Annotated in this window: 17 protein-coding genes; 5 read left to right on the top strand and 12 right to left on the bottom strand. The window is 63.2% G+C overall.

Annotated features, from left to right (window positions below):
- Positions 1-88: 88 nt before the first annotated feature.
- Both DMX11_RS21910 and DMX11_RS21905 read right to left on the bottom strand, forming a co-directional pair.
- A complete protein-coding gene (locus tag DMX11_RS21910; protein WP_110746789.1) occupies positions 89-676 on the bottom strand; it encodes a mechanosensitive ion channel family protein in 588 nt (195 codons plus the stop codon).
- Positions 676-2,586 carry an ATP-binding cassette domain-containing protein gene (locus tag DMX11_RS21905; protein WP_110746786.1) on the bottom strand — a complete coding sequence of 637 codons (1,911 nt, stop codon included), beginning with the start codon at positions 2,584-2,586 and terminating at the stop codon, positions 676-678. The genes DMX11_RS21910 and DMX11_RS21905 overlap by 1 nt, the downstream gene beginning before the upstream one ends.
- Before the next feature lie 50 nt (positions 2,587-2,636).
- Here DMX11_RS21905 and DMX11_RS21900 point away from each other — a divergent pair, with 50 nt between their 5' ends.
- Positions 2,637-3,119 (top strand): TIGR02444 family protein, encoded by a 483-nt coding sequence (locus tag DMX11_RS21900; protein ID WP_110746783.1) that lies wholly within the window; start codon positions 2,637-2,639, stop codon positions 3,117-3,119.
- Here DMX11_RS21900 and DMX11_RS21895 read toward each other — a convergent pair.
- Complete coding sequence (locus DMX11_RS21895; protein ID WP_110746780.1) at positions 3,095-4,135, bottom strand: AlgP family protein; 1,041 nt, start codon at positions 4,133-4,135, stop codon at positions 3,095-3,097. The genes DMX11_RS21900 and DMX11_RS21895 overlap by 25 nt on opposite strands.
- 311 nt (positions 4,136-4,446) lie before the next feature.
- Here DMX11_RS21895 and DMX11_RS21890 point away from each other — a divergent pair, with 311 nt between their 5' ends.
- On the top strand, positions 4,447-5,085 hold the full coding sequence (locus DMX11_RS21890; RefSeq protein WP_110746778.1) for an FKBP-type peptidyl-prolyl cis-trans isomerase: 639 nt from the start codon (positions 4,447-4,449) through the stop codon (positions 5,083-5,085).
- A 9-nt stretch (positions 5,086-5,094) separates the two neighbouring features.
- On the opposite strand, the gene rsd is transcribed toward DMX11_RS21890, so the two are convergent.
- From rsd to DMX11_RS21855, 7 genes are all read right to left on the bottom strand, one after another.
- Complete coding sequence (gene rsd / locus DMX11_RS21885; RefSeq protein WP_110746775.1) at positions 5,095-5,565, bottom strand: sigma D regulator; 471 nt, start codon at positions 5,563-5,565, stop codon at positions 5,095-5,097.
- A gap of 231 nt (positions 5,566-5,796) precedes the next feature.
- The gene (locus DMX11_RS21880) at positions 5,797-6,303 is read right to left on the bottom strand and encodes a disulfide bond formation protein B (RefSeq protein ID WP_110746772.1); all 507 of its coding nucleotides are present in this window, start codon (positions 6,301-6,303) and stop codon (positions 5,797-5,799) included.
- 222 nt (positions 6,304-6,525) lie between these two features.
- Positions 6,526-7,764, bottom strand: coding sequence for a heme biosynthesis HemY N-terminal domain-containing protein (locus DMX11_RS21875; protein ID WP_110746771.1), 1,239 nt, complete (start codon positions 7,762-7,764; stop codon positions 6,526-6,528).
- Positions 7,761-8,861 (bottom strand): uroporphyrinogen-III C-methyltransferase, encoded by a 1,101-nt coding sequence (locus DMX11_RS21870; RefSeq protein ID WP_110746768.1) that lies wholly within the window; start codon positions 8,859-8,861, stop codon positions 7,761-7,763. Before DMX11_RS21870 ends, DMX11_RS21875 begins: the two co-directional genes overlap by 4 nt.
- A gap of 45 nt (positions 8,862-8,906) precedes the next feature.
- Positions 8,907-9,674, bottom strand: a complete 768-nt coding sequence (locus tag DMX11_RS21865; RefSeq protein ID WP_110746766.1) for a uroporphyrinogen-III synthase — start codon at positions 9,672-9,674, stop codon at positions 8,907-8,909.
- Positions 9,671-10,612, bottom strand: a complete 942-nt coding sequence (gene hemC / locus DMX11_RS21860) for a hydroxymethylbilane synthase (protein WP_110746763.1) — start codon at positions 10,610-10,612, stop codon at positions 9,671-9,673. Before hemC ends, DMX11_RS21865 begins: the two co-directional genes overlap by 4 nt.
- 175 nt (positions 10,613-10,787) lie before the next feature.
- Positions 10,788-11,531, bottom strand: coding sequence for a LytTR family DNA-binding domain-containing protein (locus DMX11_RS21855; RefSeq protein ID WP_110746761.1), 744 nt, complete (start codon positions 11,529-11,531; stop codon positions 10,788-10,790).
- A gap of 296 nt (positions 11,532-11,827) precedes the next feature.
- Here DMX11_RS21855 and argH point away from each other — a divergent pair, with 296 nt between their 5' ends.
- Positions 11,828-13,222 (top strand): argininosuccinate lyase, encoded by a 1,395-nt coding sequence (gene argH, locus DMX11_RS21850; RefSeq protein ID WP_110746759.1) that lies wholly within the window; start codon positions 11,828-11,830, stop codon positions 13,220-13,222.
- A gap of 107 nt (positions 13,223-13,329) precedes the next feature.
- On the opposite strand, the gene DMX11_RS21845 is transcribed toward argH, so the two are convergent.
- Positions 13,330-13,992 (bottom strand): glutathione S-transferase, encoded by a 663-nt coding sequence (locus DMX11_RS21845; protein ID WP_110746757.1) that lies wholly within the window; start codon positions 13,990-13,992, stop codon positions 13,330-13,332.
- Positions 13,993-14,140: 148 nt separating this feature from the next.
- Between DMX11_RS21845 and DMX11_RS21840 the strand changes: the two genes are divergently transcribed.
- Both DMX11_RS21840 and DMX11_RS21835 read left to right on the top strand, forming a co-directional pair.
- Complete coding sequence (locus DMX11_RS21840) at positions 14,141-14,440, top strand: hypothetical protein (protein ID WP_110746755.1); 300 nt, start codon at positions 14,141-14,143, stop codon at positions 14,438-14,440.
- A gap of 69 nt (positions 14,441-14,509) precedes the next feature.
- The gene (locus DMX11_RS21835; protein ID WP_110746753.1) at positions 14,510-14,755 is read left to right on the top strand and encodes a TIGR02647 family protein; all 246 of its coding nucleotides are present in this window, start codon (positions 14,510-14,512) and stop codon (positions 14,753-14,755) included.
- Positions 14,756-14,840: 85 nt separating this feature from the next.
- Here the strand turns inward: DMX11_RS21835 and DMX11_RS21830 are convergent, their stop codons facing one another.
- A complete protein-coding gene (locus DMX11_RS21830; RefSeq protein ID WP_110746750.1) occupies positions 14,841-16,784 on the bottom strand; it encodes an FTR1 family protein in 1,944 nt (647 codons plus the stop codon).
- Positions 16,785-16,802 lie beyond the last annotated feature (18 nt).

Raw genomic sequence — 16,802 nt, 5'->3', positions numbered from 1 at the left:
CTCGAACATTTGTTGCAAAGCGTTAAGCTAAGGTTTTGGTGAAAAAATAACCAGTGATTTCTGATGGATTCATAGGGCCAGGTCAGGTTCAGTCAGCTTCGGTAGCTGTTTCTTTGTGCAGGGCCTGAACCTCGGCCCCGCGCCAGCGCCGCACCGACTTCTGAAAGAACTGGCTATTGGGCACCTGCACCAGCGCCCCGCCCGCTTCGGGCACTTCCAGCAGGGTGGTAAACAGCAGGTTGATAGCGATCACCCGCCCTTTCACGCCTGGCTTGTCCAGCGTATCGACCAGTTCGACTACGTCACCGATGCGAAACGGCCCGACCGTGAAGATCAGTACCGCGCACAGCAGGTTGGACAGCACGCTCCACATGGCGAAGAAAGCCACTGCCGCCACCGCGACAAAGCCGGACAAGGCCGTCCACAGCACGGTCGCCGACACGCCCAGCCGCTCCAGCACGAACAGCAGCGCGCTGCCCATGATCAGCCAGCGCAGGCTGCCACGCACCGGCACCAGCAGTTCTGGCGGCAACGGGTAACGCTGGCCCAGGCGGCTCAACCCGCGAGCAATGATGCGCTGCAGGACGAACGCCGCCACCATGATCAAGAGAATCTGCAAGCCCAGCCAGAAGGTGTCCATCCATTGCCCAGGCAGCAGCGAACGCAGTTCCTCCATCAGGACAGCGCCTCGAGCTCGGACTGCATGCTCTCCAGGGTTTCCAGCGCCTCCATCCAGGCTTCTTCCAGCTCACCTTCGCGTTGCTTGAGCTTGGTCTGGCGCGCCAGCAGGTCGCGCAATTCGTCCTTGCGCGCCGCTTCGTAGAGACCACCGTCACCCAACGTGGTCTCGATCTCGGCCAGTTGCACGTGGACCTGGTTGAGCTCGGTTTCCAGCTTGTCGGCGGCCTTCTTGTGCGGCGCCAGTTGCTGACGCAAGGCCGCGGCAGCCTGACGCTGGGCCTTCTTGTCGGTCTTGTCCGGGTTGACCGGGGCCGTGCTGGCCGGCGCGCTGCGCTGGCGGTACTCGACCAGCCAGCGGCTGTAGTCGTCCAGGTCTCCGTCGAAGGTTTCGACCTTGCCGTCCGCCACCAGCAAGAAGTCGTCGGTGGTGCTCTTGAGCAGGTGACGGTCGTGAGACACCACCACCACGGCACCGGCAAATTCCTGCAATGCCATGGTCAGTGCCAGGCGCATTTCCAGGTCAAGGTGGTTGGTCGGCTCGTCGAGCAGCAACAGGTTCGGCCGTTCCCAGGCTATCAGCGCCAGCGCCAGGCGCGCCTTTTCGCCCCCGGAGAAGTTCACCACCGGTTCGTCGCAACGGGCGCCGTGGAAATCGAAGCCGCCGAGGAAATCGCGCAAAGTCTGTTCGCGCTCGGTGGAGGCGATGCGCTGCAGGTGCAGCAGCGGGCTGGCCTTGTCGTCCAGCGAGTCCAGCTGGTGCTGGGCAAAGTAGCCAACAGCCAGGTTCTCGCCACGGACCAGGCGGCCCGACAGCGGCTCCAGTTCACCCGCAAGGTTCTTGATCAGGGTCGACTTGCCAGCGCCGTTGGGCCCCAGCAGGCCAATGCGCGCACCGGGGGTCAGCTGTAGCTTGACCTTATCGAGGATGGCCTTGTCGCCATAACCCAAGCGGCCTTCGGACATGCTCAGCAACGGGCTGGAGATTTTCTGCGACTCGCGGAAGACGAAGTCGAACGGCGAATCGACGTGCGCCGCAGACAGTTCTTCCATGCGCTCCAGGGCCTTGATCCGGCTCTGCGCCTGGCGGGCCTTGGTGGCCTGTGCCTTGAAGCGGGCGATGTACTTTTCCATATGCGCGCGCTGCGCCTGCTGCTTCTCGTACGCCTGCTGCTGCTGCGCCAGGCGCTCGGCGCGGGTGCGCTCGAAGGCGGTGTAACCACCCTTGTAGAGGTTCAGCTTACGCTGCTCGACATGCAGCACGTGGTCGACCACGGCATCGAGAAAGTCACGGTCGTGGGAGATCAACAACAGAGTACCGGGGTAGCCCTTGAGCCAGTCTTCCAGCCACAGGATCGCATCGAGGTCCAGGTGGTTGGTGGGCTCGTCGAGCAGCAGCAGGTCGGACGGACACATCAGCGCCTGGGCCAAGTTCAGGCGCATCCGCCAGCCACCGGAGAAGTCTCCGACACGGCGGTCCATCTGCTCGTTGGTGAAGCCCAGGCCGGCCAGCAGCTTGCGCGCGCGCGCGTCGGCGGTGTAACCGTCGGCGCTTTCCAGCTCACTGTGCAGGCGCGCCAGAGCGGTACCGTCGTGGGCCTGCTCGGCGATGGCCAGTTCGGCCTGGACCTTGCGCAGGCGCACGTCGCCGTCGAGCACATAGTCCACGGCCAGGCGGTCGAGGGTGTCGACCTCCTGACGCATGTGGGCGATGCGCCAGTCGCCGGGCAACTGGCAATCGCCGGCATCGGGCGACAGCTCACCGCGCAGCAAGGCGAACAGGCTGGATTTTCCGGCACCGTTGGCGCCGATCAGGCCGGCCTTGTGACCGGCGTGCAGGGTCATCTCGGCGCCTTCTAGCAAGCGCTGCGGACCACGCTGTAAAGTGAGGTTGGATAGTCTGATCATGATGGTCGCGGAGTCTACCAGCTTCCTCGGCCCATAGCGCGAGTGGAACCATGCACACCGACCTGTGGAATCACGCCCTGGCCTTGTATGCCAGGCCCGGCGTGGAAGCGGCCTGCCTCGAGTTGCAAGCGCTGGGTGGCGATGTCTGCCTGCTCCTGTGCGCAACCTGGCTGCAGGCGCGTGGCGTTGCAGTGCTAGACGAGCGTGCGCAGGCCTTGAGAGCAGTTGCCGAGCCCTGGCAACGCGAAGTGATCGCCCCGCTACGCAGCCTGCGCCAGCAATGGCGAACGGCAGCGCAGGCTGATGCCCAGCTGGGGCTGTTGCGTGAGCGACTCAAAGGGTTGGAATTGCAGGCCGAGAAGGCCTTGCTGGAACGCTTGCAGGAGCATGCGCGGCAGTGGTCCGCGGATTCCCATGCACCCACGGATGACTGGCTGGCCCGGCTGGCGCCGGACCAGACACACCACAACGACGCGCTGGTTCAGTTGCGCGTCGCGGCGGCTGCGCTTCAGGACGCCGAAGACGGCGCCTGAGCCGGGGTGCCGGCAGGTGCCGAGGGTGCTGCCGCAGCGGGGGGAGTGGCCGAGTTGCTTGCGGCAGCCGGAGTGCTGGCGGTAGGCGTAGACGGTTTGGCTTCGGCTGGCTTGCTGGCTACAGGCTTGGCGGCAGCTGGTTTCGCGGCAGGCTTGGTGGCAGTGGCTTTGGCTGCCGCTGGCTTGGCTGCAGGCTTGGTAGCAGCTGTGGCTTTGGCAGCTGGCTTCGCCGCAGGCTTGGCGGCAGCAGTGGCTTTGGCAGCTGGCTTCGCCGCAGGCTTGGCAGCGGCGGCAGTTTTGGCAGCTGGCTTCGCCGCAGCCTTGGCAGCAGCGGTGGCTTTGGCAGCTGGCTTCGCCGCAGGCTTGGCGGCAGCAGTGGCTTTGGCAGCTGGCTTCGCCGCAGGCTTGGCAGCAGCAGTGGCTCGGGCAGCTGGCTTCGCCGCAGGCTTGGCAGCAGCAGTGGCTCGGGCAGCTGGCTTCGCCGCAGGCTTGGCAGCAGCGGTGGTTCGGGCAGCTGGCTTCGCCGCAGGCTTGGCAGCAGAAGTTCTGGCAGCAGGCTTGGCTGCTGGTTTGGCAGCAGACGCCCTGGCAGCTGGCTTGGCCGCTGGTTTGGCAGCACGCGAATCGAGGGCCTTGGCCGCGGCTTCACGAACCTTGCCTACCCCCTGGGCGAGCTTGAGGCTGTCCTGAGCATCACGCTTGAGTTGTTGAATATAAGAACGCGTCTGGGTTTGACGTTCCTTGAGGGAGTCGAGCAGGTGTTCAAGTTCGCCGATGGCTTTTTGTGCCTTGGTTTGCGCCTTGGCTTTACCGGCCTTGGCTGCGTCTTGCAGTTTCAGGCGACCGTTGTGCAGTTTTTCCTGCGCCTTGCCACGCTGCTTTTCCAACTTGGCCAGCAGTTTCTCCGCATCAGCCAGCGCTTGCGAGCAGGCCTCTTCCAAGTGTTCGAGCAGGCTGCCCGAAAGTTGTTGGAGCAGGTGTAACGGCGTACTTACTGGCTTCTTTTTGGCCGACATGGTTTACCTCCTGGCTGACGAGATTGCGGCTCATACTATGCTTCTGCTGCTACCGCCGCTAGGGCATGTTGACAGTAATATTTACGCCGCGTTGCATGCCTGGGCAAAGTTGTTATCTTGCAGCTCCGTGCAAGTGTAGTTGCTGAATAAATCATTGCTGGAATTTGGCACTTATCTGACTTGCAGCCCATCCTCTCGAGCCTCGCCCCCCCCCTTTCGCAACACAAGGTCTCTTTTTGCAAGGGGCGCGAGCACACAATCAAAAACGGAACGCTGGCATACTCCCCCGCTCATTGGCGCAGGAACCGACCATGCCTCGATATCTTGTTTTAGGTTTATGTCTTTTGGCCCCCATCGCCTCGGCCGAGACCGATGATCACGACCTCGCCTACAGCCTCGGCGCCAGCCTGGGTGAGCGGCTGCGCCAGGATATGCCAGGCTTGCAGCTGGACGCGCTGGTCGATGGGTTACGCCAGTCCTACCAGGGACAGCCGCTGAAGCTCGACAACGCTCGGATGCAGGCCGTGCTTCAACAGCATGAGGCGCAGGAGGGTGATGCTGAGATGCAAAAACTCCAAGCGGCCGAAAAACGCTTCATGGCCAATGAGCGCGGGCGTTATGGCGTACGTGAGTTAACGCAGGGCATCCTCTACAGCGAACTGCAGGCAGGCACGGGTGCGCAGCCGAAACCCGGCGGCAAGGTGCAGGTACGCTACGTGGGCAAATTGCCGGATGGCTCGATATTCGACCAGAACCAGACACCACAGTGGTTCAGCCTGGACTCGGTGATAGAAGGTTGGCAGTTAGCCTTGCCGCTGATGCACGCCGGCGCCAAATGGCGCCTGGTGATTCCATCAGCACAAGCCTACGGAGCCGAGGGCGCGGGTGACTTGATCGCACCCTATACACCCTTGGTGTTCGAGATCGAACTGCTGGCGGTTGGCGACTGACGCCAACCCTCAGGCCTCGACCGCGCCTTGTTCCTTGTGCGCGTTATGCAGCACTTCGATCAGGCAGTCTTCAAGTTCGAAGCGTTCATGCAGCAGGCCACCCAGCTTGCCTAGTTTTTTAGCGAAGCGTTCGGTGTCCTTGCACCCGCCTTTCGCGCAATGGTCATTGAAGGCCAGCGCGATCTGGGTGATGTCGTTGATCCGCGGATTGATCTCTTCGGCCAATTTCAGCGCTCTCTCATCGTCGAAAGCCTTGGCCTCACTGACCAGCTGTTCGCAGACCTCGAAATGCCACGCCGAACAGTAGTCGACAAGCAGGCCGCAAAAGTCTCCGTTTGTGTCCTTGTCGGCGAAGGCTGGCTTCAAATCACGCAGTGCGCCGAAAGACTGCACCAGGTCCTGGCGCGCCTTCAACCAACGGTCGATCAGGTCGTGAACCCCACCCCAGCGTTCCTGGGCATTCTGACAACTATCGAGCATGGCAATCTCTTCCCTTCTGGGTAGATGCCGCTGCACCTCGCACCACGACCGCGCAGCACAAAGGTGACATCAGCAGGACGGCATCGAGCAGTTGTGTTTTCGGTATACGTGCTGCGAGATTATTCCCGCGCGTGCTGCCCTTCAAGGTACGCAGAGGACAAAGTTCATACAAGTGTTTAATCCCCTGATACATCGCCATTGGTCGCGCTAATGATCCAGCCTTGCGCCAGGTCATGTTCCTGCCAGGCTGCGGAAACGATACGCCAGCAGGTAACTCAAGGGCAGCGCCGCTAGTAATAGGAAGGCCAGCAGGCTCCACTCCGGCAGCGTCAGGTCGAGAAAACTCCAGGTCAGTGAGTGGCAATCCGGGCCGCCGAACAGAAGTTGCCGCGTCGCTTCCCTCCAGGAGTTCACCAATAGCTGCCCGATCGGCGCCGGGCATACATGGCTGGCACCGCCTGCACCCTGCAACCAGACATGCCGTGCTGCCAACAATGCGCCGGCCAGCGAGCACCCCAGCGTCACTTGTGCATAAAGGCGAATGCCGCGGGTGCCCGGTGCCTGCACCAGCGCTGCCAGGCTTAGCAGCCCGTATACGCCAAGCAGTAGCCGCTGGCTCAGACACAACGGGCACGGCACCAGCCCAAGGACGTTTTCCAGGTACATGGACGCGGCGAGCACTGCCAGTGCGGCCAGGCAGGCGGGAAGGAAAAACGTGCGCAAACGGGCCGGCAGCATAGGCGGTTCAGGTCCCGGGGAAGAGATAGAGGCCTGAAACGGTAGAGGAAAGACGCCCTTTGTTTCAAGGCACGACAGCAACGACAAGTCGCTGAATAACGTAGGAAATTTCCGGAGCCAAGGTAGGAGGCGACTGAAGAAGCGGACGTCAGATTTAACTGGCAGCGGTGGATAAATTACCCGCCCCCAAAGCCCGCACCTTGGCGCGGGCCTTGGGGTAGGTCAGGCGCGAACGCCTTCTGGCAGCGGTAAAGCCAGCAGGCGTTCGTCCAACAGGCCAAGGCCTTCCTGGAACAATTGGTTACTGCGTTCGGTCTCGCCCAGGCCAGCGAGCAAGCGGGCCAGTTCGGCACAAGCCTCAGGGTTGCGTTCCATGCGCAGGCTGCTTTCCAGGTAGTCACGCGCCTTGCCCCACAGCCGGTTCTGCAGGCTCAGGCGGCCCAGGGTCAGTAGCAGGCTGGCGTCTTGCGGGTGAGCCTTGAGCCAGCCTTCGGCGGTTTGCAGCTGGCGCGCCGGGTCCTCGCCGCGCACCAGGCCGTACAGACGGGCCAGGTGGCTCTCATACTCGCGTTTCAGGGCCGTGCGCAGTACTTGCTCGGCCTCGCTCTGGGCGCCTACCTGGCGCAGTTGCTCGGCGTAGGCCAGCACCAGCTGTGGCTCTTGGCGCTGGGCCGCAGTCAGTTGCTGCCAGGCCCGCTCCAGGGCCTGGCGGGCACTTGGCGCGTCCTCGCCACGGGTAGTCGCCAGGCTCAGGTTCTGGCCCCATGCGCGTTGCTCAAGGGCGGCCAGTTCCGCAGCCGGCAGCACCTTGCCCTTGCGAAGGTCGGGCAGTAGACGAATCAAGGCCGACCAATCGCCGCGCTCCAGGTGCAGGCGCTGCAACAGGCGCAGCACCTGGCTGTTGTGTGGGTGGCGCTCCTGCATGGCCAGCAGGGTTTCCAGAGCACCATCGCTTTCGCCACGGTCCATCTGTAACTGGGCATGGGTCAGGGCAATGGCCAGCTCCGCCTGTGGCTGGCGCTCCAAGGCGCGCTCCAGCAAGTTGTCGCTGTCTTCGGTACGGCCTTGCTCATTGGCCGCACGCGCGGCACCCAGGTAGTACAGCAGCGGTTGGCGCTCGGCCTCGGCGGCACGGTGCAGGTGGCGCTGGGCACTGGCCCAGCGGCCCTCGGCGAGGTCGAGTTGGCCCTGCTCGATGGCCAGGCGAATGCGCCGGCTACGGTTGCGCCGCGACCATGGGTTGACCACACCGCTTGAGGTCAGCACAAGGCCGACCAGGTAACGCAGCAACCCCAACAACAAGACCACCGCCAGCAACCCGGCAAGGGCTGCCCACAGCCCCGACTGATAACGGAAGCCACCATAGGAGATCAACACGTAGCCGCTATGCTTGGCGACTGCGATGCCCAACGCTGCGGCAACCACTATAGCCAGCACGGCCAGCAGGTAGACACGCTTCATGGCTTGCCCCCTTCAGCCTCGGCCGGCAAGTGGCGGCGCTGGATATAGGCCTGCACTGCCGCCAGGCTTTCGCTGAGGTCTGGGGTTACCACCGACACCGGTTGCTCAGCCAGGGCATTGAGGCTTTCGAGCATGGCCTTGCTTTGCGGGTTGTCAGCGTTGAAGTTGGCCAGCAGCACGCTGCGGGCATCGTCCAGCGCCTGGGTGTAGACCTTGGCATCACCATTGAGCGCCGCCCACTGTGCCTGCTCGATGGTCAGGCTCAGGGCCAGGCGCAGCTGGTTCAATTGTTGCCCGGCCAGCAGCGGCCGCACGTTCTCATCGGCGTTGAAGTCGATCTGGAAATACTTGGAGATCTCGTCCCACCACTGCGACAGGCGGCTGGCGCCATCGCCGTCGGCGGTCAGTGCGCCAAGTGCATCGGCATTGCTCTCGAACTCAGGCGACTGGGCGCTCAACTGTTGTACCAGCTCACGCTGTGCAGCGAGTTTCAGGAACAGGCCAGTACGGTCGGGTTGCTGGGTGCTGTTGAGCGTGGCCAGGCTGCGTGCCAGTTGCTCACGGGCGGCGAAGGAACCCGGGTCGCTCTGCTCACGCAGGATCTCGTCGGCGCCCTCGACCAGCGCCTTGGCGCTGGTGATGTCCTGCAGAGCCGATAGGCGCAGGGTGGCCAGGCGCAGCAGGTGCTCGGCTTCGGCCAGGCGCCACTCCTTGCGGCTTTCACCCAGCACGGTTTCTACCCGCTGGCTAAGGCGCTGCTGGTCGCCCTGCAATTGCGCCACCAGGCGGCGGCGGTCTTCGAGCTCGCTGGCTGCCGGTAGGCTGGCCAGTTGCGCGCTGATCTGCTGTTCACGCTGCTGCAGGGCCTCGGCACGCTGGTTCAGCGCCTCGATGTGCTGGCCCTGGTTGAACTCGCTGCCTTGCAGTTGACGCACCTGCCAGACACCCCACCCACCTACCGCCACCCCGGCCGCGCCCAGCAGCAAGGCCAGCGCTGCCAGACCACTGCCGGAGCGCTTGGCAGGTGGGGCGGTAACGGGGTCCGCCGGCGCCTGTGCCGACGGCTGATCGTTATTGGACAAGACAGTCTCGCTCACGTATCCATCCTTTGCATGGGGGCGCATCGCATTCAGCTTAGCGCCTTAAGAGGCAGGTGCAGCGCTGCGCTGCACGGCTGCCAGCAAGGCCGCGGCACTGGCGCCACGGCAATCCACAACCTGTTGGGCCCCGGCGGCCCTGGCCTGCTCGGCGACCCGCGGGCTAGGCACGAACAGTGGTAGCCGGGCCAGCTGCGGCCAATCGGCGCCGGCCATTTGCTGCAAATGTTCGAAACCCTGCCCACTGCTGACCACCAGGCCATTGAGGCGTTCCGCTTCGATGCGGCGCATCAGCGTACCTGGGGAGTAAACCGGGAGGCAGCGACGATACAGTTCCAGATATTCGACACTAGCACCTTGCTCTGCAAGACGCTCTGCAAGCAGTTCGCGACCTCCGACGCCGCGTACGATCAAGACTCGCGCTGCAGGTACGGCAACTGCCTGGCGCAGTGCCGGCAACGCCAGCAAGGCCTCGCTGTCATCGCCCCGTGGTGGGTAGCTCACTTCAAGGGCAGCATCCTGCAACACTGCGGCAGTGGCCTCGCCTACCGTGAACCAGTTTTGCCGTGGCGGCTGCAAGCTGGCCTTGGTCAGTTGCTCGAGCAACAGCCGGGCGGCCGGTTTGCTGACCACGATGACTGCCTGGAAGCCATTCAGGGCTTGCAGCAACAACTGCTGCGGAGCCTCGGGCTCTACCGGCTCGATCTCCAGCAGCGGCAAGCAACTGCTGGCCACCCCCGCTGCTGCCAGGTTTTGCGCCAGCGCCGCGCAGTCCTCGGCAGGCCGGGTCAGCAACAGGCGCCATTGGCTCACGGGTGGCCGGCCTCGCCGTAGACTTCCTTGAGGATGGCGTCGGCGCCCTGCCCCAGCAGGTCTTCCGCCACTTGGACGCCAAGGCTCTCGGCAGCCGAGCGGGGGGCACGAGCATCAGCCACCAGCAGCTTGCCGCCGCTCGGCTGACCAACCAGGCCACGCAACCACAGCTGGTCGCCTTCAAGCACCGCGTAGCAGGCGATGGGTACCTGGCAACCGCCATTCAGGTGTTTGTTCAAGGCGCGCTCGGCCACTACCCGGTCGGCCGTATCGGCATGGTGCAGCGGCGCCAGCAGGGCATGGATTTCATGGTCGGCGCTGCGGCACTCGATGCCCACCGCACCCTGGCCGCCAGCCGGCAGGCTGTCATCGACGCTGATTGTGGAGGTGATGCGGTCTTCGAAGCCAAGGCGGATCAGCCCGGCCGCGGCGAGGATGATGGCGTCGTACTCACCGGCATCGAGCTTGGCCAGACGGGTGTTGACGTTGCCGCGCAGGAAGCGGATCTGCAAGTCCGGGCGACGCGCCAGCAGCTGGGCCTGACGGCGCAGGCTGGAGGTACCGACGATGCTGCCGGCAGGCAGCGCTTCGAGGCTGGCAAAGGTGTTGGAAACGAAGGCATCGCGCGGGTCTTCGCGCTCGCAGATACAGTACAGGCCCAGGCCTTCGGGGAAGTCCATCGGCACGTCCTTCATCGAATGCACGGCGATGTCGGCTTCGTTGTCCAGCAGGGCGGTTTCCAGCTCCTTGACGAATAGGCCCTTGCCGCCGATTTTTGCCAGCGGCGCATCGAGCAGCTTGTCACCGCGGCTGACCATAGGTACCAAGGTCACCAACAGACCGGGGTGGGCCTGCTCGAGGCGGGCTTTGACGTATTCGGCCTGCCACAGGGCCAAGGCACTTTTACGGGTGGCAATGCGGATTTCGCGAGTGGACATGAAACGCCCCGATCCAGAGAAATGCCGCCGATGATAACAGCATCGCCGGTATCGCTTGCAGATACGGATCAACAGGTCCTGCGCGGCTGTGGTCGGGAGCGGCCTTACGGCCCTCCCGCGACACAAGGCCACCCCCACAAGGGCAGCGCCCGGCCGCAGGGTTGCGCAGACGCCCTCAGAGGGTCTGCATCATCTTGCGCACACCGGCCACATGCCGGCGGCTGACGGTCAGGGCATCGCCGTCCAGGCCCTTCAAATAAAGCTGAAAGTGCCCCAGCGGGGTACGCTGCAGGCGTTCGATACGCTCGCGGGCGACCAGCGCATTGCGGTGGATACGCACGAAGCGTTCGCCAAATTCGTCCTCCAGTGCCTTGAGCGGTTCGTCGAGCAGCACTTCCCCGGTTTCATGGCGCAACGTCACGTACTTGTGGTCGGCGATGAAGTAGATCACCTGGGGCAAAGGGATCAACTCGATGCCTTTGCGCGTGCGTGCACTGATGTGGCTACGTGGGCCGCCACCTTCGTTAGCCGGCCGGGTCAGCGCTGCCAACTGGGCGCGGTTGGGTCTTTCGGCCTTGCGCAACGCATCGCGCAGCGCCTGGGCCTGAATAGGCTTGGTCACATGGCTGAGGGTACTGTCCTTGAATGCCTCGGCACCGTATTCATCATCCCCGGTGCAAAACACCACTGCCGGCGGCGCCTCGCGCTCGCACAGGCGAGCAGCCACCTGCAGGCCGTCCAGGCCTGGCATGCCGATGTCCAGCAGGACCACATCGGGTTTAAGGCTTTCGATCAGCGCCAGGGCCTCTTCGCCGTTGGTGGCGCTAGGCTCCAGTACGGTGTAACCCTCCAGTTCGCCAAGCAGGCGGCTGAGGCGTTCACGGCCTTGGGGTTCGTCATCAACGATCAGGACATTCATAATTGCGCTGGATTCCTGAATGAGTCTCGCACAGGTATAGCGTAGACAGATGTGGTTCGAGCGACACTGCGGTCACGCTCTAGACCGGTGCGATGGCCAAAGATTCACTCGGCTGGCAGATTCACTGCCAGTCCTCTGTCCAACTGTAGACGGTCCGTGGAACACTGCCGTTCATTCCTTGAAATCCTTATCAGCCATTTTCCGGGCATTTCTCTCGACCGGTGCCCTGCGGCAGCCAGCCCAACCCTGCTATCATCGGCGCCACTTTTTCGTTCACGCCTGCAATGAGTGAATCCATGAGCACCGACAAGACCAATCAGTCCTGGGGCGGCCGCTTCAGTGAGCCCGTCGACGCCTTCGTCGCCCGTTTCACCGCCTCGGTCGATTTCGACAAGCGCCTGTACCGCCACGACATCATGGGTTCGATCGCCCATGCCACCATGCTGGCGCAGGTCGGCGTGCTCAGCGATGCCGAGCGCGACACTATCATCGATGGCCTGAAGACCATTCAGGGCGAAATCGAGGCCGGCAACTTCGACTGGCGCGTCGACCTCGAAGACGTGCACATGAACATCGAAGCACGCCTGACCGACCGTATCGGCATCACCGGCAAGAAGCTGCATACCGGCCGCAGCCGCAACGACCAGGTAGCCACCGATATCCGACTTTGGCTGCGCGACGAGATCGACCTGATCCTGGCCGAAATCACCCGCCTGCAGCAGGGTCTGCTCGAGCAGGCCGAGCGCGAGGCCGAAACCATCATGCCCGGCTTCACGCACCTGCAGACGGCGCAACCGGTCACCTTTGGCCACCACTTGCTGGCCTGGTTTGAAATGCTCAGCCGGGACTACGAGCGCCTGGTCGACTGCCGCAAGCGCACCAACCGCATGCCACTGGGCAGCGCCGCGCTCGCCGGTACCACCTACCCGATCGACCGCGAGCTCACCTGCAAGCTGCTGGGCTTCGAGGCTGTGGGTGGCAACTCGCTGGACGGCGTCTCGGACCGTGACTTCGCCATCGAATTCTGCGCCGCGGCCAGCGTGGCGATGATGCACCTGTCGCGCTTCTCCGAAGAGCTGGTGCTGTGGACCAGCGCCCAGTTCCAGTTCATCGACCTGCCCGACCGCTTCTGCACCGGCAGCTCGATCATGCCGCAGAAAAAGAACCCGGACGTGCCAGAGTTGGTACGAGGCAAGACCGGCCGTGTGTTCGGCGCACTGACCGGCTTGCTGACCCTGATGAAAGGCCAGCCGCTGGCCTACAACAAGGACAACCAGGAAGACAAGGAACCCCTGTTCGACGCCGCCGACACCCTGCGCGACTCGCTGCGTGCCTTTGCCGACATGATCCCGGCGATCAAGCCCAAGCACGCGATCATGCGTGAAGCGGCCCTGCGTGGTTTCTCCACCGCGACCGACCTGGCCGACTACCTGGTACGCCGTGGCCTGCCGTTCCGTGACTGCCACGAAATCGTAGGCCATGCGGTGAAGTATGGTGTGGACACAGGCAAGGACCTGGCCGAGATGAGCCTGGACGAACTGCGCCAGTTCAGCGACCAGATCGAACAGGATGTCTTCGCCGTGCTGACCCTCGAAGGCTCGGTGAATGCGCGTGACCACATTGGTGGTACGGCACCGGCGCAGGTGCGTGCGGCCGTTGTTCGTGGCAAGGCCTTGCTGGCGACTCGCTGAACCCTCAGGGCGAGGGCTTCGCCCCCGTTCGCGGGTAAACCCGCTCCTACAATGATTGTGCTGTACCTGTAGGAGCGGGTTTACCCGCGAATGGCCCGACACAAATCTTAGCGTTTACCGCTTCGAACCATCTCCATGAAGGCCGGCATCGACGCTTCCTTGTCCGCCAAGATCCGCGCCATGTGCGGGTTTTCGGCCATCAGCTGCAGCAGCGCCTTGGCCTGCGGGAAGTCCGCCAAAAAGTCGATGTTCAGCACTTTCTTGCCCACGGCATTAGCCAGGTCGACCGAGAAGCAGAACATCAGGTCTGCCAGCGTCAGTTGTTCACCCGCTACATAAGGCGCGAAGCGCCCATTGCGCTTGAGCGTGGCAAACCCGGCCAGCAGGTCAGCACGCGCTTTCTCTTTGATCAGCGGTTCGACCGATATGCCAAAGAACGACTCGGCGTAGCAAGTACGCGCCGGCAGCTCGATGTACAACTCGATTTCTTTGAGTAGCTCGCGCACCTTGGCCTGCTCGAACGGGTCGGCCGGCAGCAGTGCCTTGCCGCTTTGAGTCTGTTCGATGTAGTCGAGGATCACACTGGTTTCGCTGAGAAAGCCTTGCTCGGTCTGCAGCACCGGCACCTTGCCCCGCGGGCTCACTTCCAGCGCCTGTGGTGCCTGGCCGCCATAGAAAGTGACCTCCTCGAAAGGCAGGCCTTTTTCGAGCAGGGCCAACTTGACCATGTTGTAGTAGTTGCTGACCGAGAATCCATGAAGCTTGAGCATGAGGTAACAGCCTCCGGGCCGTAAGGGGTTGGCTGGGCTTTTATAGACCGATCGGCGGCCCCTGACCAGCGTCATGCACCCCGTCAATGCCCGGGCATTGCCGCCACAGGCATGGCACACTGTTGCATCACATCCCAGGAGTACCGCGATGAGTGAGCCCACCGACATCGACAATGACGACGAAGCCTTTGCCGAGGCAACGCTGACCCAGGCCATCGAAAACCAGATCGAAAGCGGCGAGCCGGCTGCAGCCAAGGCCACTTTCAACAAGCTGACCCTGGTCGGCTATGAGCGTGAAGACATTCTCAACCTGATGGCCCACGTGCTGGCCTTCGAGATCGACAACATGCTGGTAGAGGACCGTGCGTTCAACGGCGAGTGGTATGAGAACGCTCTGCGAGCGCTGCCGGAGCTGCCGCCTGAGATGGATCAAGGCGACGACGAATAACCCGGCTACACTCGAAGGTCAGGCACCATAGAAAGTGCCGTAATCCTTGTCTGGAAGTCAGGAGTTGCCATGCCTTTTACCCCCGATTTGATCGACGAAATGGAAGTACTCGCGCTGTTCAAACACGACAGCAGCCAGGAAGGCATAAAGATAACCAGCACCGCATCCCCCGCCCTGATCGCGGCTGCGCAGCGCCTGCATGAGAAAGGGCTGACCGATCAACCGGATGGCGGTTACCTGACCAGCCTGGGTCACGACGCTGTCGAAAGTGTTCAGTTGCTGCAGAACATTCTCAAGGTGCCACAGCCGGCCTGAGCATCAGGCTTGCGCAATCTGAGACCTTGCATGGTCACTGTGGAAGCGGGTTCACCCGCTCCGACAGTGACCGTGCAGGTTCCAGTCAGTTGGCCGCCGCCCTGCGCTTCTCCGCCAGGCGCGAGCGCCCGAACAGCAACACAATGGCCAGCAAGGCCAGCGCCTGCGCCGACAGCGAGTAGGCATCGGGGTGAATCCCCAGCCAGTCGAATTCGAAGAACCCAACCGGCCGCGTGCCCAGCACTCCAGCCTCCTGCAGCGCCTTCACGCCATGCCCGGCGAACACCACCGACAGCACGCACAGCAGCCCGGCGTTGATGCTGAAGAACAGCGATAGCGGCAGCTTGGCCGACCCACGCAGGATGACCCACGCCAAACCTACCAGCAGGACCAATGCCGTGGCGCCACCCGCCAGCACCGCCTGGTGCCCGGCAGGGCCGGCCTGCAGCCACAGGGTTTCGTAGAACAGAATCACTTCGAACAGTTCGCGGTACACCGAAAAGAACGCCAGCACGGCAAAGCCGAAGCGCCCGCCGCCGCTGACCAGGCTGCTTTTGATGTAGTCCTGCCAGGCAGCGGCATGGCGGCGGTCATGCATCCACACGCCAAGCCACAGCACCATCACCGCGGCGAACAGCGCCGTGCAGCCTTCCAGCAGCTCGCGCTGGGCACCACCTACATCGATCACGTACGCCGCCAAGGCCCAGGTGGCGAAGCCGGCCACCAGCGCCAGACACCAGCCGATATTGACGCTGCGCACCGCCGACTGCTGACCGGTGTTACGCAGGAAGGCCAGGATCGCCGCCAGCACCAGAATGGCTTCAAGCCCTTCGCGCAGCAGGATCAGCAGGCCGGAGACAAAACTCAGCGACCAACTCAGCCCATCGCTGCCCAACAATTTGGCTGCCTGCTCAAGCTTGGCCTTGGCTTCGGCCAGACGCTGCTCGGCCTGAGACAGAGGTAAGCCATCCTGCAGAGACTGACGATAAGCCATCAGCGTTTTTTCGGTGTCCTTGCGCGCTTGGGTGTCGATGTTGTCCAGCGAGCTTTCTACCAGCTCAAAGCCTTCCAGATAGGCCGCCACCGACAAGTCGTAGGCTTGGTCGTGGTCGCCTGCGCGGTAAGCCGCCAGGCTTTTGTCCAGGGTGCTGGCAGTGTATTCGAGCAATTGCGCCGGGCCGCGTTTGACCTGTGGCGGCTGGGCACGCTGGGCGCGGAACGATGCTACAACCGCATTACCTTCGCTGGCGGCGACTTCGGCCGGGGTCTGGCGAGCCAGATCGGCGATGTTCCAGGTCTTGTCACTTTTTCCGGCTTCCGGCTTGGCGGTGAAACTGGCGATGTAGGCAGCCACGTCCCAACGCTGGCGGTCGTCCAGCTGGTCGGCAAAGGACGGCATCTCGGTGCCGTCGATGCCCAGGGCAAGCGTGTTGTACAGGTCGAACAGGCTCAACTGATCAAGGCGCGCAACATCGCGCAGGTTGGCGGGTGCTGGTTCCAGGCCGATGCCTGCCGGGCCATCGCCCGCGCCAGTGTCACCGTGGCAGATCGAGCAGTTTTGTGCGTATAGCGAAGCGCCACGGGCTGCGTCCGGGGTGATCACCGGAGCTTGGCTGACCTCGTAGGCCACGGCCAGGCGTGCACCCAGCTGGCGGGCCTGCTTGGCCACCGCCGGGCCGTCCTGACGCTGGTCGATGGCCTGGCGCAGCGCCTGGACGCCCTGCATGAGAGCCGCTTGCTCGGCATTTGCTGGCAGGCCTCTGACCAAGTCGGCCAATACCGTGCTGAACTCCTGCTGCTCGCGGTATTCACCATCGTCGATCACCTTGCCGTCTTGCACCGTCGGCGGGTAGTCAGCGCCAATGTAGTCGAGCAAATGCAGCGCTTTGGTAGCCTCAGCGGGGGCTTCGGCCAGCGCCAAAGTGCTGCACAGCGCCAGCACCGGGCCAAGCAACAAAGCCGGCAGCCAGGCGAGCAGACGGGAACGGGTTTTCATGGCCAGTCTCGAAGGGAATGCGAAAGAGAACATTGTTCACTTCCACTTTGC

The organism is Pseudomonas sp. LB-090624 (assembly GCF_003205205.1).
Lineage (GTDB): Bacteria > Pseudomonadota > Gammaproteobacteria > Pseudomonadales > Pseudomonadaceae > Aquipseudomonas.
This window is presented reverse-complemented; position numbering and strand designations above follow the sequence as displayed.

Bases quoted from the DNA above. Each gene is read 5' to 3' on its own strand.
- DMX11_RS21910 (WP_110746789.1), bottom strand. From the start codon at position 676: ATGGAGGAACTGCGTTCGCTGCTGCCTGGGCAATGGATGGACACCTTC.
- DMX11_RS21905 (WP_110746786.1), bottom strand. From the start codon at position 2,586: ATGATCAGACTATCCAACCTCACTTTACAGCGTGGTCCGCAGCGCTTG.
- DMX11_RS21900 (WP_110746783.1), top strand. From the start codon at position 2,637: ATGCACACCGACCTGTGGAATCACGCCCTGGCCTTGTATGCCAGGCCC.
- DMX11_RS21895 (WP_110746780.1), bottom strand. From the start codon at position 4,135: ATGTCGGCCAAAAAGAAGCCAGTAAGTACGCCGTTACACCTGCTCCAA.
- DMX11_RS21890 (WP_110746778.1), top strand. From the start codon at position 4,447: ATGCCTCGATATCTTGTTTTAGGTTTATGTCTTTTGGCCCCCATCGCC.
- rsd (WP_110746775.1), bottom strand. From the start codon at position 5,565: ATGCTCGATAGTTGTCAGAATGCCCAGGAACGCTGGGGTGGGGTTCAC.
- DMX11_RS21880 (WP_110746772.1), bottom strand. From the start codon at position 6,303: ATGCTGCCGGCCCGTTTGCGCACGTTTTTCCTTCCCGCCTGCCTGGCC.
- DMX11_RS21875 (WP_110746771.1), bottom strand. From the start codon at position 7,764: ATGAAGCGTGTCTACCTGCTGGCCGTGCTGGCTATAGTGGTTGCCGCA.
- hemC (WP_110746763.1), bottom strand. From the start codon at position 10,612: ATGTCCACTCGCGAAATCCGCATTGCCACCCGTAAAAGTGCCTTGGCC.
- DMX11_RS21855 (WP_110746761.1), bottom strand. From the start codon at position 11,531: ATGAATGTCCTGATCGTTGATGACGAACCCCAAGGCCGTGAACGCCTC.
- argH (WP_110746759.1), top strand. From the start codon at position 11,828: ATGAGCACCGACAAGACCAATCAGTCCTGGGGCGGCCGCTTCAGTGAG.
- DMX11_RS21845 (WP_110746757.1), bottom strand. From the start codon at position 13,992: ATGCTCAAGCTTCATGGATTCTCGGTCAGCAACTACTACAACATGGTC.
- DMX11_RS21840 (WP_110746755.1), top strand. From the start codon at position 14,141: ATGAGTGAGCCCACCGACATCGACAATGACGACGAAGCCTTTGCCGAG.
- DMX11_RS21835 (WP_110746753.1), top strand. From the start codon at position 14,510: ATGCCTTTTACCCCCGATTTGATCGACGAAATGGAAGTACTCGCGCTG.
- DMX11_RS21830 (WP_110746750.1), bottom strand. From the start codon at position 16,784: ATGTTCTCTTTCGCATTCCCTTCGAGACTGGCCATGAAAACCCGTTCC.